This is a genomic window from Citrobacter sp. FDAARGOS_156 (genome assembly GCF_001559235.2).
Lineage (GTDB): Bacteria > Pseudomonadota > Gammaproteobacteria > Enterobacterales > Enterobacteriaceae > Citrobacter > Citrobacter youngae.
Genome location: NZ_CP014030.2, coordinates 4,226,593 through 4,240,876, shown reverse-complemented (window position 1 = coordinate 4,240,876; position 14,284 = coordinate 4,226,593). Strand labels below are relative to the sequence as shown.

Sequence of the window (14,284 nt, the reverse complement as noted above, 5' to 3'; positions counted from 1 at the left end):
GGCCCGGTAAGCATTAGCGATACCGGGCACAACGAATTACTCGACAAAAATATGCGGATAGAAGCGCGAGAGATCCTGGGTGATCAACGCTCTGTCTTCGCGAATGCCGATCCCGGCAGGTTGATCGTTAATCAGCCAGCTGCCGATCAGCATATAGCTGTCGCCAAACTTCGGTAGCTGATGGAACTGCTGCACGATCATGCCTTCTTCACCGTATGGCCCTTCCACGGCTTCGATCGTTTTACCGTTCTCAATGATGGAAACGTTAGCGCCTTCACGCGAGAAGATCGGTTTCACGACAAACTTATCCATCTGCGGATAGTCGTCTTCGGCGAAGTACGCCGGCAGAAGATTCGGATGGTTCGGGAACATTTCCCACAGCAGCGGTAACAACGCTTTGTTGGAGATAATGCTTTTCCAGGCCGGTTCCAGCCAGCGGACGCCAGCGTCTTCCAGCTTGGTGGAGAACATTTCACGCAGCATGAACTCCCACGGATAGAGCTTGAACAGATTGGCGATCACCTGGTCCTGCATGTCCGTGAACTGACCTTTTTCACCGAGCCCGATATCCTCGACATAGAGAAATTCAGTGGCAATTTCAGCCTCAGCCGCGCAATCCTGCAAATACTGGATCGTTCCACGATCTTCGACCGTATCGCGACAGCAGGTCAGGTGCAGCAACTGAAAACCGTACTGCTCGCGCAGCGCAGTGAAACGTTCGATCAGCTTTTCCTGCAGGCTGTTGAACTGATCGCTGCCTTCCGGCAGGTTGCCCGCATTAAGCTGATCTTCCAGCCAGATCCACTGGAAAAAGGCGGCTTCGTACAATGAGGTTGGCGTATCGGCGTTGTTTTCTAAAAGCTTAGGTTCACCGGTACCGTCCCACGCCAGATCGAGGCGGGAATAGAGCGACGGTTGCTGTGTCAGCCAGGACTGGCGGACAAAGCCCCAGGTATGCTTTGGAATGCGAAACTTGGTCATCAGCTCATCGCTGGCAATGACCTTTTCCACCACTTTGAGGCACATCTGATGCAGCTCTGCGGTGACCTCTTCCAGCTTTTCGACCTGAGCAAGCGTCAGCTTATAGTACGCGTCTTCACACCAGTACGGCTCGCCGTACATGGTGTGAAAGTTGAAACCGTATTCGGTGGCCTTATCGCGCCAGTCCGGGCGCTCAACAATACTGACTCTTTCCATGACGATCAGCCACCCATCGAACGTGTGGTGGTGCCGCTTGCGCTACGCTGCATGGTGCTCTGTTTGGCGACTGACTCACCAAATCCGCCGCGGGTTACGGTAGAGGTGGTGGCAGGTTTCGGTGCCATGGCGGTTTTTGGTACGGTCATGGTGCGGCCCGGCGTTGCTGCGCCGTAGTTTTTGCCGCTGGCGTCAGTATATTTGCCGTATGCAGGGCTGGCCGGGTTTTTCGAGCTGAACAGCGGTTGCTGAGCGCCCATTCCGCCGCCCATCAGTCGGCCCATCATGTAGCCTGCCATCAGCGGCATCCAGAAGCTGCCGCTGCTTTGATTCTGCGCCTGAGCCTGGCCTTCACCGGTCGGTGCCATGCCCGCCTGCGCAGGTGCCTGCTGGCACTGGCCTTCGCCGAATTCAGCAATACAGTCTTCACGCGTGGCGTATTTTGGCGCGGTGCGTTCAGCTTCTTTCAGCGCGTTGTTAAACGCGGTGGTGCATTCGGCGCTTTTACCCGGATTCGCCGCAGAGCAGTCGTCCGCGTTCTGATAAAGCGAAACCGTTTCGTCACTCTTTTCACAGCCCGCGAGCATAAACACTGCGGTAACTGCCAGGGCGACAGGAGTCAGGTGGCGCGCGCTCCAGCTTTTGCGGAACGAGGCATGATGTATCGATTTTGTCCGTTTCATTTTTGTCTTCCAGGACCCAGTGGTAAACACAGTAAATAATGCTCAGGATAGAGGATGACTGGTCGAAATTGAAGCGGGAAGAGGCGAGAATGCGCAGGAAGGGGCAGATCTTTACGTTGCCTTACGTTCAGACGGGGCCGAAGCCCCGTCTACAGCATCAATTACGGAACGGGTTGTTGCCGTTACTGCTGCTGGTTGTACGTGCTGTTGCCGGTTTGACCGCTGGTGCCGCACTGTTGGCAGTATAACCATCTGCTGCGGCGTCTTGCTGGGTGTTTTCCGGCGCAACGGCGTCAGGCGCGGTGGAAATAGGTTTACCCAGCGTATTGTTCAACGCCACCAGATCCTGCTCGTTAAGCGTACCGAGCGCAGACTTGATGTTTAACTGGTTGATCAGATAGGTATAACGCGCATTTGCCAACTGCTGCTTAGCGTTGTACAGCGTGGTAGTAGCATCCAACACGTCCACAATGGTACGTGTACCTACAGAATAGCCGGCTTCCATCGCATCCAGGGAGCTTTGGGCAGAGACAACCGCTTGTTTGTACGCATTAATGCTACTGATAGACGCATTAATGTTGTTGAATGATGAACGAACGGTCTGTACTACGCTGCGGTGCGCGCTTTCCAGTTGTTCACTGGCGCCAACAAAGTTGTACTGCGCTTGTTTCACCTGCGAATTAACCATCCCGCCCTGGTACAGCGGCAGCGAGAAGTTCAGACCAATTTTATTCTGGCCCTGGTTGCTGTCGTCATACTGAGAGGTATTAGTTTTAGAACCACTGTAAGAGGTATCAGAAACACCAGTAGAGGCGGTTAAACCCAGCGTCGGCAGATGACCGTCCTGTGCCAGACGAATTTGCTCACGCGCCAGATCCTGGCTTAAACGTGCCTGCAATAACGTCAGATTGCGGTTTTCTGCTTCTTTCAGCAGCGAATTTACCGCCTGCGGTTTGTTGGTTTTAAAGCCATCAACATTCAGCGAAGCCAGTTCCGGGTAGTAATTGCCGGTGACCTGACGCAGCTGTTCAACGGCGTTGTCCAGGTTGTTACGCGCGGTAACTTCATTTGCCAACACGGTATCGTACTGTGAACGGGCGTTCTGTACGTCAGTGATGGCGACCAGGCCAACGTTAAAACGCTGGGTCGTCTGATCCAACTGACGATAAACGGCGTCTTTTTGTGCCTGGGTATAAGAGAGCACGTCAATCGCGTTCAATACGTTAAAATAAGCCGTGGCAGTATTCAGGATCAGCGTTTGCTGATCGGTCTGATAGGTCACGTCCTGGATGCCCGCTGATTTTTCTTGCAGCGTCAGGGCACGCCATTTTGACATATCGAACAGAGTCTGAGTCAGGCTTAACGAAGCACTGGTCGCGTTGGAGTTGACGCCATTGGCATCACGAAAGCCATTGCTGTAGGTGTAATCGGCACCTAAGCCCAGTTGCGGCAGTAAAGGACTACGCGCTTCGTTAATTTTTTCGAATGCAGCATCGCGATCGGCGGCGGATTTACGCAATTCCGGGTTGCTCAGGCGTGCTTGCTGATAAACCTGCATCAGGTTTTCTGCCTGGCTCAGAGTACTGAACCCCGACAGGCTCAGGCCGATAAGGATGGGGAGCAATTTCTTCATTTGCATTCCTTGTTGTGAAGCAGTATTTAGCGCTGATCAAATTGTAAAAATAATTGCTGATTCTAGCAGAATCCGCCACTTCAAAAAGTTGGCGTTACGTGCCATACGGCGTTAATTTGCATCAATTTAACACAAGGGCGCTCAAACAGCAGTCAAACGACCTTGAAATTCACATTTTAATCACTATTGGTACCAGGACAGCACAATGCGTAAACCAGACAACTTGCCAATGACATTCACTAAAAATGATGTAGAAATTATTGCACGAGAAACACTATACCGCGGTTTTTTTTCACTGGATCTTTATCGCTTCCGTCATCGCCTGTTTAACGGTGGTATGAGCGGTGAAGTGAAGCGTGAAATTTTTGAGCGCGGACACGCGGCAGTCTTGCTACCCTTTGACCCTGAGCGGGATGAAGTTGTGTTGGTCGAACAAATCCGCATCGCGGCCTATGACACCAGCGAAACGCCGTATCTACTGGAAATGGTAGCCGGAATGATTGAGGAAGGCGAAACCGTTGAAGATGTGGCTCGCCGTGAAGCAATGGAAGAAGCCGGACTGGACGTTAAACGTACGAAACCCGTGCTGAGTTATCTGGCAAGCCCTGGCGGCACCAGTGAGCGCCTGTCTATTTTGGTAGGTGAAGTGGACGCTTCGACCGCAAATGGTATCCACGGTCTGGCGGATGAAAACGAAGATATTCGTGTTCATGTGGTGAGTCGGGAACAGGCTTATCAATGGGTAGAAGAGGGGATAATCGACAACGCGGCTTCTGTCATCGCCTTGCAATGGTTACAGCTGCACTATCAAGAGTTAAAAACTGAGTGGAAAAAATGAAGCGTTACACACCTGACTTCCCTGAAATGATGCGCCTGTGCGAAACCAATTTTTCGCAGTTGCGCCGCCTGTTGCCACGCAATGATGCAGCCGGTGAAACAGTGAGCTATCAGGTTGCAAACGCACAATATCGATTAACGATTGTGGAATCGACCCGATACACTACGCTTGTCGCGATCGAACAGACGGCACCAGCGGTTACCTACTGGAGCCTGCCGTCGCTGACCGTGCGCCTGTATCATGATGCGAGGGTGGCTGAAGTGTGTTCAAGTCAGCAGATCTTTCGCTTCAAAGCGCGGTATGATTATCCAAATAAAAAGTTGCATCAACGCGACGAAAAGCATCAAATTAATCAGTTTTTGGCCGACTGGTTACGGTACTGTTTAGCACATGGAGCGATGGCGATTCCGGTTTATTAGCGTCGTGAAACCTAAGGACACCATTTGGAAAGCCTGTTAACCCTTCCTTTGGCTGGTGAGGCCAGAGTCAGGATCTTACAAATTACAGACACTCACCTGTTTGCCGAAAAGCATGAAACCTTACTGGGTGTGAACACCTGGGATAGCTACCAGTGCGTACTGGATGCCATACATGCAGAGTCGCCAGAGTACGATCTGATCGTTGCGACTGGGGATTTGGCGCAGGATCAATCCGCTGCGGCCTATCAGCATTTTGCTGAGGGCATCGCAAGTTTTCGTGCGCCCTGCGTTTGGTTACCAGGTAATCACGACTTTCAGCCAGCGATGTACAGCGCGCTTCAGGATGCGGGTATTTCCCCCGCCAAACGCATCTTCATCGGTGAACAGTGGCAAATATTGTTGCTCGACAGCCAGGTGTTCGGCGTCCCTCACGGTGAGTTAAGCGAATTTCAGCTTGAATGGCTGGAGCGTAAACTTGCCGATGCGCCTGAGCGCAATACCTTGCTGCTTCTGCATCATCATCCTTTGCCTGCGGGCTGCAGTTGGCTCGATCAACACAGTCTGCGCAATGCGGCGGAGCTCGACAACGTGCTGGTGAACTATCCGCGCGTGAAGTATCTGCTGTGCGGGCATATTCATCAGGAGCTGGATCTCGACTGGAACGGCCGCCGCCTGCTGGCGACGCCATCGACCTGCGTGCAGTTTAAGCCGCATTGTTCCAACTTCACGTTAGATACCATCAGCCCCGGCTGGCGGACGCTGGAACTCTTTGCCGACGGTACGTTACAGACCCAGGTGTGTCGTCTACAGGGTAATCGGTTCCACCCTGATACCGCTTCAGAAGGCTACTGATGTCTACGCTTCTCTATCTTCATGGATTTAACAGTTCTCCTCGCTCGGCGAAGGCATGTCTGCTAAAAAACTGGCTGGCGGAGCACCATCCGCACGTTGAGATGATCGTACCGCAGTTACCTCCGTATCCAGCCCAGGCGGCAGAGATGCTGGAGTCAATTATCCTTGAGCATGGCGGCGAGTCGCTGGGGATTGTCGGCTCGTCATTAGGAGGCTATTACGCCACCTGGCTGTCGCAATGTTTTATGCTGCCAGCGGTGGTCGTGAACCCTGCCGTGCGGCCTTACGAACTGCTGGTCGACTATCTCGGTCAGAACGAGAACCCCTACACGGGGCAGCAATATGTGCTAGAGTCACGCCATATTTACGATCTTAAAGTCATGCAGATTGACCCGCTGGAAGCGCCGGATTTGATTTGGCTGCTTCAACAAACGGGCGATGAAGTGTTGGACTACCGCCAGGCGGTGGCGTATTACGCCTCCTGCCGTCAGACAGTTATTGAGGGCGGAAACCACGCATTCACGGGCTTCGAAGATTATTTCAACCCGATTGTCGATTTCCTTGGACTGCACAGTTTCTGACGATCAATTCGAATTGCTTATTTAAACCATGACGCAAACTTATAACGCTGATGCCATTGAGGTACTCACTGGGCTTGAGCCGGTACGCCGTCGCCCTGGGATGTACACCGATACGACCCGTCCGAACCATCTTGGACAGGAAGTGATTGATAACAGTGTGGATGAAGCACTGGCTGGCCACGCGAAACGCGTGGATGTGATTTTACATGCCGATCAATCGCTGGAAGTCATTGACGACGGACGCGGTATGCCAGTAGACATTCACCCTGAAGAGGGTGTTCCGGCGGTTGAGCTGATCCTCTGTCGTCTGCACGCGGGCGGCAAGTTCTCCAACAAGAACTACCAGTTCTCCGGGGGGCTGCACGGTGTGGGTATCTCTGTTGTTAACGCCCTGTCCAAACGTGTGGAAGTGAACGTACGCCGCGACGGGCAGGTGTACAACATCGCGTTTGAAAACGGTGACAAAGTGCAGGATCTGCAGGTGGTCGGTACTTGTGGTAAACGCAATACCGGTACCAGCGTACACTTCTGGCCGGATGAAACCTTCTTTGACAGCCCGCGTTTCTCTGTTTCTCGCTTAACGCACGTACTGAAAGCCAAAGCGGTGCTGTGTCCGGGCGTAGAGATCACCTTTAAAGATGAAGTTAACAACAGCGAGCAGCGCTGGTGCTACCAGGACGGTCTGAATGACTACCTGAGCGAAGCCGTAAACGGTCTGCCAACGCTGCCGGAAAAACCGTTTATCGGTAATTTCAGCGGTGAAACAGAAACCGTAGACTGGGCGCTGCTCTGGCTGCCGGAAGGCGGTGAATTACTGACTGAAAGTTATGTCAACCTGATCCCAACCATGCAGGGTGGTACGCATGTTAACGGCCTGCGTCAGGGACTGCTGGACGCGATGCGCGAATTCTGCGAGTACCGTAATATTCTGCCGCGCGGCGTGAAGCTGTCAGCAGAAGATATCTGGGATCGTTGCGCCTATGTGCTGTCGGTAAAAATGCAGGATCCACAATTTGCCGGACAGACCAAAGAGCGTCTTTCTTCGCGTCAGTGTGCGGCATTCGTTTCTGGCGTAGTGAAAGATGCCTTTAGCCTGTGGCTGAACCAGAACGTGCAGTCAGCCGAGCTGCTGGCGGAAATGGCGATTTCCAGCGCACAGCGTCGTTTGCGTGCGGCGAAAAAAGTGGTACGCAAAAAGCTGACCAGCGGTCCGGCGCTACCGGGGAAACTGGCGGACTGTACCGCACAGGATCTCAATCGCACCGAACTGTTCCTCGTCGAAGGTGACTCGGCGGGCGGATCGGCCAAGCAGGCGCGCGATCGTGAATTCCAGGCGATCATGCCGCTCAAAGGTAAGATCCTCAATACCTGGGAAGTCTCTTCTGATGAAGTGCTGGCCTCGCAGGAAGTGCATGATATTTCGGTAGCGATCGGCATCGATCCGGACAGTGATGATCTGAGCCAACTGCGCTATGGCAAGATCTGTATTCTGGCGGATGCGGACTCCGATGGTCTGCACATCGCTACGCTACTGTGCGCGCTGTTTGTGAAACACTTCCGTACGCTGGTTAAACACGGTCACGTCTATGTGGCGCTGCCGCCGTTGTATCGTATCGATCTCGGCAAAGAGGTGTATTACGCGCTGACGGAAGAAGAAAAAGCGGGCGTACTGGAGCAGTTAAAGCGCAAGAAAGGCAAGCCGAACGTCCAGCGCTTTAAAGGTCTGGGTGAAATGAACCCGATGCAGTTACGTGAAACGACGCTGGACCCCAATACGCGTCGCCTGGTGCAGCTCATCATTGATGATGAGGACGATCAGCGTACGAATGCGGTGATGGATATGCTGCTGGCCAAGAAACGTTCAGAGGATCGTCGTAACTGGTTGCAAGAGAAAGGTGACCTGGCGGATCTCGAAGGCTAATTGCATGTAGAAAAGCCGGAGAGGGGCGTAAAATGCCTTATCCGGCTCTCATCTGACGAAGCGATTATATGCCGGATAGCAAAGCCTCATCCGGCAAATCGACAACCTTAAATACCCGATTCCAGAATACGGATATTCATGTCCAGCACGTCGCCTTTCACGGCTTCGCTGTAGGCTTTCATATGCGGGGTCTGCAAATGCGCTTCAAGGTGCGCAATACTTTCCCACTGTTCAACCATCACGATTGAGTCTGGTGCTGTGGTCTGAAAACTCACACCTGCTGCATGATCGACCATTGGCGCATAGCCGTGGCAGCCTTCTTCTTTCAGTACAGTCGGAACGATTTTAGCAAACTGATCCAGTACCGCCTGGCGGTGGTGTTGACCTGGACGTGTACGGATTTCTGCAATAACGGTAAGCATGGTTAACTCCTTCTAATTCCAGGTTACCAGTTAACCAAAAATTTCGGTCAGATGCTCGCGATATTCTGCGATATAACGTGGAACATCTGGCATTTTAATCACGTCATTGGTGATAAAGGTCGGCAGCGCTTCCATTCCCAGGAACTGATTTGCTTTATGGAACGGTAGATACACACCATCAACGCCAACACCATGGAAGAATTGGTCTTTTTCAGTGAAGGCTTCCATTGGCGCGTTCCAGGTCAGGGACAGCATGTATTTTTTGCCCTGAATCAGCCCGCCTGAGCCGTATTTTTTAGAGGCATCTGAACGTGTACGACCATCGCTGGCATACAGCGTACCGTGACCTTCGGTAAACACATCATCGATGTATTTTTTCACGGTCCACGGTGCACCCATCCACCAGCCCGGCATTTGCCAGATAACCACATCGGCCCAGACAAAATTCTGCACTTCTGTTTTTACGTCATAATCGCTGTCCGCGCGTACGACTTTAACATCATGCCCGAGGTCGCGCAGGATACCGTCCGCGACCTCGGTCAGGGTGTCGTTTAACTGACCGTTAGAGTGGCCGAATTTTTTCGCACCATTGATAATCAGAATGTTGCTCATTTTGTGTCCTCAAGGAAATACGTTTGAGGACGATTTTACCCCCACGGGTGGTGCGGTGAAATTAGCAAAATGTGCAAAGTCTTTTGCATTACTAGCAATAATGCGGTCTTTACCAGCTGATTTTGACCTCAAACCCGCCTTGCGGAGCATTACCAAACGAGGCAGACATCCCGTGTAAAGTCGCTATACGACGAACGATCGACAGGCCCAGACCACTACCGGTAACACTTTGTCCCGGCGGACGATAAAAGCGTTCACCGATGTGCGTCAGGATTTCCGGCGCAACGCCAGGCCCGTTATCCTTGACGCTGAAATTGCGGGCGTTGAGCGTCACTTCCACAATGCTACCCTGCGGACTATAGCGAATCGCATTGTCCAGCAGATTGCGCACCATCAGACTGAGCAACAGCGGCTGTCCCGTGCGCGTGATGCCGTGGGCGTTAATCTGCAAACGTACGTCTATATGCGCTTGTTGCGCCGGGTGGTAGATATCCATCACTGCGGATTGCAGCAGTTCTTCGAAAGAAATATCAGCCACATCCTGAAGATTATCGAGCGAATCGAGGCGCGAAAGCGTCAACAACTGATCGACCAGTCGGGTGGCGCGGTCAATGCCGGTTTGCATCTGCATTAAGGCTTTTTGCCTTGCCTGCGGATCATCGTCAGACAATTGCGCCACTTCGGCCTGTACTTTCAGCGCGGTGAGTGGGCTACGTAGTTCATGAGCCGCATCGGAAGTAAAGCGCCGCTCGCGCATCATGGTGGTGTGAATACGGGTAAAGAGTTGGTTGAGCGATTCAACCAGCGGGCGAACCTCGCCGGGAATGCCTTTTAAACTGAGGGGATCTTCAGATTCCGGGTCGCGCAAACGTAACGCCTGCGCCAGTTTTTTCAGGGGTTTAAGCTCAAGACTTAACAATACGATCAGGATTAGTAGCATCAATGGCAATGCGATAAGCCAGGGCACCAGTTGCGCTGTCACAATCGCCAGAGCCATGTCTTCACGGTATTCCCATTCCTGCCCCACAACAATGCGGTATTTTTTATCCGCCGACGTCAGCCAGACAAAGCGCCATTTATCGTTGTCGCCGGTTAAATAGCCATCGTCAAAACCTTCCCGGCGATAGCTATAAGGAATGTACTGACCATTGTCGCCATCGTGGAGCACCATTTTTCCTTCTGGCGTATAGACAGCAAAGGTCAGTACATCGTCATCAATATGGCCATGTTTGAATTTTTTCGGCGTATGCGCAATGCGTTCTGAGGCTTTCAGCTCGTCAAGATCCAGCGTGATAAGCCGTTTGGCGAACAGCATCTGCTGCGTGTCAAACATCTCATTCACGTTATCCGTCGTTTGCTTCCAGGCGACAAAACTGGAAATCAACCAGGTGAGCAAAACCAAAATCATAAATATCAGCGTCAGCCTGATGCGCAGACTGAGGCGTTGTGTGAGTTTCATGTGTCACCCAGAGTGTAACCAATGCCATGAACGGTACGGATAAAATCGCTGCCGAGCTTGCGGCGTAAATGATGGACGTGCACTTCAACTGCATTGCTGGAGACATTTTCATCCCAGTTATACAGCTTTTCTTCAATAAGCTTGCGCGGCAGGACGCGACCCTGGTTGCGCATCAGCAATTCCAATAGCGCGAACTCTTTCGGTTTGAGCGATAACGGTTCGCCCGCCAGCGTGGCGACCAGCGCGCCGGGATCAAGCGACACCTGGCCGTGGTTCAGCGTATTGCTGGCCTGGCCGCTGGCGCGGCGTACCAATGCTTCCAGTCGGGCGGCAACTTCGATCAGCGCAAAGGGTTTACACAGATAGTCATCCGCGCCCAGGCGCAGACCTTCCACGCGTTCTGTCAGCGCGTCACGAGCGGTAAGAATCAGCACCGGCTCCTGCTTCCCGTTGGCTCGCCATTCGCGCAGGATATCGCGCCCGTCTATGCCTGGCAGCGTCAGGTCGAGGATCACCGCATCATAAGGGGCGCAGTACAGTGCTTCTTTCCCCTGGCGACCCTCGGTAAACCAGTCGATGCTGAAACCCATTTTACTCAGACCTGTTTTCAGGCCGTCGCCAATCAGCGTGTCATCTTCTACCAGTAAAATACGCATATATTCTTCCCTGCGGTCGCTCTCATTACCGTTAAGTAAACCTGTGGCTACAGCCTCTGTACAGTAAAAAAAGTATCTTTTTTTGCCTTAAGAACTTGTTAAGGATTAACTTATTTAATAGTCGTAAACCAACATGAAAGGGAGACATGACGATGAAAAAATTAGCTGCAATGGTTGCCGTAATGGCACTGTGTTCCGCACCTGTTCTGGCAGCGCAGCAGGGCGGCTTCTCTGGACCGACGACGACAACACAAAGCCAAAATGGCGGCTTTGTTGGCCCAAACGGTAGCAGCACGACGGTAGAAAGCGCCAAATCGCTGCGTGATGACACCTGGGTTACCCTGCGCGGGAACATCGTTGAGCGTATTTCCGACGACCTGTATGTGTTTAAAGATGCAACCGGCACAGTGAACGTAGATATCGACCACAAACGCTGGAACGGCGTGACCGTCACGCCGCAGGATGTGGTTGAAATCCAGGGTGAAGTGGATAAAGACTGGAACTCCGTTGAAATCGACGTGAAACAGATTACCAAAGTTGCCAAATAATCCCCATCAGGGCCGCAGTCGCGGCCCTTTTCTTTGTGACTCAACACGCCAGATAGGGTAGTATCTGCGGCAATATTGCCCTTCAATAGACGGGTATAAGTTGAGGAACCACGATTAATGAGCGATATGGCAGAGCGCCTTGCGCTGCATGAATTCACGGAAAACGCCTATCTGAACTACTCCATGTACGTCATCATGGACAGGGCGTTACCGTTTATTGGTGATGGTCTGAAACCTGTTCAGCGTCGCATCGTTTACGCGATGTCCGAACTGGGGCTGAATGCCAGCGCCAAATTTAAAAAATCCGCCCGTACCGTCGGTGACGTATTGGGTAAATACCATCCGCACGGCGACAGCGCCTGCTATGAAGCGATGGTGCTGATGGCCCAGCCCTTCTCTTACCGTTACCCGCTGGTTGACGGGCAGGGGAACTGGGGGGCACCAGACGATCCGAAATCCTTCGCCGCGATGCGTTACACGGAATCCCGCCTGTCTAAATATGCGGAAGTCCTGCTGGGTGAACTCGGTCAGGGCACGTCAGACTGGGTGCCAAACTTCGACGGTACCATGCAGGAGCCGAAAATGCTGCCTGCGCGTCTGCCGAATATCCTGCTAAACGGCACGACCGGGATTGCCGTGGGTATGGCGACGGATATTCCACCGCATAACCTGCGTGAAGTGGCCAAAGCGGCAATTACGCTGATTGAGCAGCCGAAAACGACGCTGGATCAACTGCTGGATATCGTACAGGGGCCGGATTATCCGACCGAAGCAGAAATCATTACCTCGCGTGCGGAGATTCGTAAGATTTACGAAAACGGACGCGGTTCCGTACGTATGCGTGCGGTATGGACGAAAGAAGACGGCGCGGTGGTGATTTCCGCGCTGCCGCATCAGGTTTCCGGGGCTAAAGTGCTGGAGCAGATCGCCGCTCAGATGCGCAATAAAAAGCTGCCGATGGTCGATGACCTGCGCGACGAATCGGATCACGAAAACCCGACTCGTCTGGTGATTGTCCCGCGGTCGAATCGCGTAGATATGGAACAGGTGATGAACCATCTGTTTGCCACTACCGATCTGGAAAAAAGCTATCGCATTAACCTGAACATGATTGGCCTCGACGGTCGTCCGGCAGTTAAAAACCTACTGGAGATCCTCACCGAATGGCTGACGTTCCGTCGCGATACCGTGCGCCGTCGCCTGAACTATCGCCTGGAGAAAGTACTCAAACGCCTGCACATTCTTGAAGGTTTGCTGATAGCGTTCCTCAATATTGACGAAGTAATCGAAATTATTCGTCATGAAGATGAACCTAAACCCGAGCTGATGTCGCGGTTTGGTATTTCAGAAACTCAGGCGGAGGCCATTCTTGAGCTGAAATTACGCCACCTTGCCAAACTGGAAGAGATGAAAATCCGCGGTGAGCAGGACGAACTGGCGAAAGAGCGCGATCAACTGCAGGGCATTCTGGCCTCTGAACGCAAAATGAGTAACCTGCTGAAGAAAGAACTGCAGGCTGATGCGGATGCCTATGGTGACGATCGCCGTTCTCCACTGCGGGAGCGTGAAGAAGCGAAGGCGATGAGCGAGCATGACATGCTGCCGTCTGAGCTGGTGACTATTGTGCTGTCCCAGAGTGGCTGGGTGCGTAGCGCGAAAGGCCACGACATCGATGCGCCAGGCTTAAGCTATAAAGCGGGCGACAGCTTTAAGTCGGCGGTGAAGGGTAAGAGCAACCAACCGGTGGTGTTCGTTGACTCAACCGGGCGTAGCTATGCTATCGACCCGATTACGCTGCCGTCGGCGCGTGGTCAGGGTGAGCCGTTGACCGGGAAGCTCACGCTACCACCGGGCGCGACGGTTGAGCATATGCTGATGGAAGGCGACGATCAGAAGCTGCTGATGGCATCTGATGCCGGTTACGGTTTTGTCTGCACCTTCAATGACTTGGTCGCGCGTAACCGTGCGGGCAAGGCATTGATTACGCTACCGGAAAACGCGCATGTTATGCCGCCGGTGGTGATTGAAGATGAAACCGATATGCTGCTGGCGATTACCCATGCGGGCCGCATGTTGATGTTCCCGGTGAGCGATTTGCCGCAGTTGTCGAAAGGCAAAGGGAACAAGATAATCAATATTCCTTCTGCGGAAGCTGCGAAAGGCGAAGATGGTCTGGCACAACTCTACGTGCTGCCGCCGCAAAGCACGCTGACTATCCACGTCGGGAAACGCAAAATTAAACTGCGCCCTGAAGAGCTACAGAAGGTAACCGGCGAGCGTGGTCGTCGCGGTACGCTCATGCGCGGTCTGCAACGCATCGACCGTGTTGAGATTGACTCGCCTCGACGCGCCAGTCACGGCGACAGTGAAGAATAACGCCAGCGTCTGGCTCTCCCTGTTTTCGCACAGGGAGAGCTTGTTTTAAAAATTCCCGTGAAACCGTTGTTTATTCGTGCGTTGCGA

14 protein-coding genes are annotated in these 14,284 nt (G+C 52.9%); 7 read left to right on the top strand and 7 right to left on the bottom strand.

The annotated features are described in order from the left end of the window. Positions 1-36 precede the first annotated feature (36 nt). The 3 genes from AL515_RS20820 to tolC form a co-directional block, all read right to left on the bottom strand. Positions 37-1,197, bottom strand: a complete 1,161-nt coding sequence (locus tag AL515_RS20820; protein ID WP_048213241.1) for a glutathionylspermidine synthase family protein — start codon at positions 1,195-1,197, stop codon at positions 37-39. A 5-nt stretch (positions 1,198-1,202) separates the two neighbouring features. After that, the gene (locus AL515_RS20815; protein ID WP_003024591.1) at positions 1,203-1,880 is read right to left on the bottom strand and encodes a DUF1190 family protein; all 678 of its coding nucleotides are present in this window, start codon (positions 1,878-1,880) and stop codon (positions 1,203-1,205) included. A gap of 157 nt (positions 1,881-2,037) precedes the next feature. Beyond that, positions 2,038-3,519, bottom strand: a complete 1,482-nt coding sequence (gene tolC, locus AL515_RS20805) for an outer membrane channel protein TolC (protein WP_086523458.1) — start codon at positions 3,517-3,519, stop codon at positions 2,038-2,040. Between the two features lie 199 nt (positions 3,520-3,718). Between tolC and nudF the strand changes: the two genes are divergently transcribed. The 5 genes from nudF to parE are packed head-to-tail and all read left to right on the top strand — an operon-like array spanning position 3,719 to position 8,124. Beyond that, on the top strand, positions 3,719-4,351 hold the full coding sequence (nudF, locus tag AL515_RS20800) for an ADP-ribose diphosphatase (RefSeq protein WP_040233966.1): 633 nt from the start codon (positions 3,719-3,721) through the stop codon (positions 4,349-4,351). Beyond that, a complete protein-coding gene (locus AL515_RS20795; protein ID WP_005123087.1) occupies positions 4,348-4,770 on the top strand; it encodes a DUF1249 family protein in 423 nt (140 codons plus the stop codon). The genes nudF and AL515_RS20795 overlap by 4 nt, the downstream gene beginning before the upstream one ends. A gap of 24 nt (positions 4,771-4,794) precedes the next feature. Then, positions 4,795-5,622 (top strand): 3',5'-cyclic-AMP phosphodiesterase, encoded by an 828-nt coding sequence (gene cpdA / locus AL515_RS20790; RefSeq protein WP_048213238.1) that lies wholly within the window; start codon positions 4,795-4,797, stop codon positions 5,620-5,622. After that, positions 5,622-6,203 (top strand): esterase YqiA, encoded by a 582-nt coding sequence (gene yqiA, locus AL515_RS20785; RefSeq protein WP_003024575.1) that lies wholly within the window; start codon positions 5,622-5,624, stop codon positions 6,201-6,203. Before cpdA ends, yqiA begins: the two co-directional genes overlap by 1 nt. A gap of 28 nt (positions 6,204-6,231) precedes the next feature. Continuing rightward, on the top strand, positions 6,232-8,124 hold the full coding sequence (gene parE, locus AL515_RS20780; RefSeq protein ID WP_040233967.1) for a DNA topoisomerase IV subunit B: 1,893 nt from the start codon (positions 6,232-6,234) through the stop codon (positions 8,122-8,124). A gap of 107 nt (positions 8,125-8,231) precedes the next feature. Here parE and AL515_RS20775 read toward each other — a convergent pair whose 3' ends face one another. The 4 genes from AL515_RS20775 to qseB all read right to left on the bottom strand — a co-directional run bounded on the left by AL515_RS20775 (position 8,232) and on the right by qseB (position 11,273). Beyond that, on the bottom strand, positions 8,232-8,546 hold the full coding sequence (locus AL515_RS20775) for a putative quinol monooxygenase (RefSeq protein ID WP_003024557.1): 315 nt from the start codon (positions 8,544-8,546) through the stop codon (positions 8,232-8,234). A gap of 30 nt (positions 8,547-8,576) precedes the next feature. Further along, on the bottom strand, positions 8,577-9,158 hold the full coding sequence (locus AL515_RS20770; protein WP_048213236.1) for an NAD(P)H-dependent oxidoreductase: 582 nt from the start codon (positions 9,156-9,158) through the stop codon (positions 8,577-8,579). 109 nt (positions 9,159-9,267) lie between these two features. Continuing rightward, on the bottom strand, positions 9,268-10,617 hold the full coding sequence (gene qseC / locus AL515_RS20765) for a quorum sensing histidine kinase QseC (protein WP_061068600.1): 1,350 nt from the start codon (positions 10,615-10,617) through the stop codon (positions 9,268-9,270). Continuing rightward, positions 10,614-11,273 carry a quorum sensing response regulator transcription factor QseB gene (qseB, locus tag AL515_RS20760; protein WP_061068599.1) on the bottom strand — a complete coding sequence of 220 codons (660 nt, stop codon included), beginning with the start codon at positions 11,271-11,273 and terminating at the stop codon, positions 10,614-10,616. Before qseB ends, qseC begins: the two co-directional genes overlap by 4 nt. Positions 11,274-11,425: 152 nt before the next feature. Here qseB and AL515_RS20755 point away from each other — a divergent pair, with 152 nt between their 5' ends. Continuing rightward, on the top strand, positions 11,426-11,821 hold the full coding sequence (locus AL515_RS20755; RefSeq protein ID WP_005123105.1) for a YgiW/YdeI family stress tolerance OB fold protein: 396 nt from the start codon (positions 11,426-11,428) through the stop codon (positions 11,819-11,821). A gap of 117 nt (positions 11,822-11,938) precedes the next feature. Then, positions 11,939-14,197, top strand: coding sequence for a DNA topoisomerase IV subunit A (parC, locus tag AL515_RS20750; protein WP_061068598.1), 2,259 nt, complete (start codon positions 11,939-11,941; stop codon positions 14,195-14,197). The last annotated feature ends 87 nt before the right edge of the window (positions 14,198-14,284 follow it).

Coding starts and splice junctions, on each gene's coding strand:
- qseB (WP_061068599.1), bottom strand. CDS start 11,273: ATGCGTATTTTACTGGTAGAAGATGACACGCTGATTGGCGACGGCCTG.
- parC (WP_061068598.1), top strand. CDS start 11,939: ATGAGCGATATGGCAGAGCGCCTTGCGCTGCATGAATTCACGGAAAAC.
- AL515_RS20775 (WP_003024557.1), bottom strand. CDS start 8,546: ATGCTTACCGTTATTGCAGAAATCCGTACACGTCCAGGTCAACACCAC.
- AL515_RS20770 (WP_048213236.1), bottom strand. CDS start 9,158: ATGAGCAACATTCTGATTATCAATGGTGCGAAAAAATTCGGCCACTCT.
- nudF (WP_040233966.1), top strand. CDS start 3,719: ATGCGTAAACCAGACAACTTGCCAATGACATTCACTAAAAATGATGTA.
- parE (WP_040233967.1), top strand. CDS start 6,232: ATGACGCAAACTTATAACGCTGATGCCATTGAGGTACTCACTGGGCTT.
- tolC (WP_086523458.1), bottom strand. CDS start 3,519: ATGCAAATGAAGAAATTGCTCCCCATCCTTATCGGCCTGAGCCTGTCG.
- AL515_RS20815 (WP_003024591.1), bottom strand. CDS start 1,880: ATGAAACGGACAAAATCGATACATCATGCCTCGTTCCGCAAAAGCTGG.
- yqiA (WP_003024575.1), top strand. CDS start 5,622: ATGTCTACGCTTCTCTATCTTCATGGATTTAACAGTTCTCCTCGCTCG.
- qseC (WP_061068600.1), bottom strand. CDS start 10,617: ATGAAACTCACACAACGCCTCAGTCTGCGCATCAGGCTGACGCTGATA.
- AL515_RS20795 (WP_005123087.1), top strand. CDS start 4,348: ATGAAGCGTTACACACCTGACTTCCCTGAAATGATGCGCCTGTGCGAA.
- AL515_RS20820 (WP_048213241.1), bottom strand. CDS start 1,197: ATGGAAAGAGTCAGTATTGTTGAGCGCCCGGACTGGCGCGATAAGGCC.
- AL515_RS20755 (WP_005123105.1), top strand. CDS start 11,426: ATGAAAAAATTAGCTGCAATGGTTGCCGTAATGGCACTGTGTTCCGCA.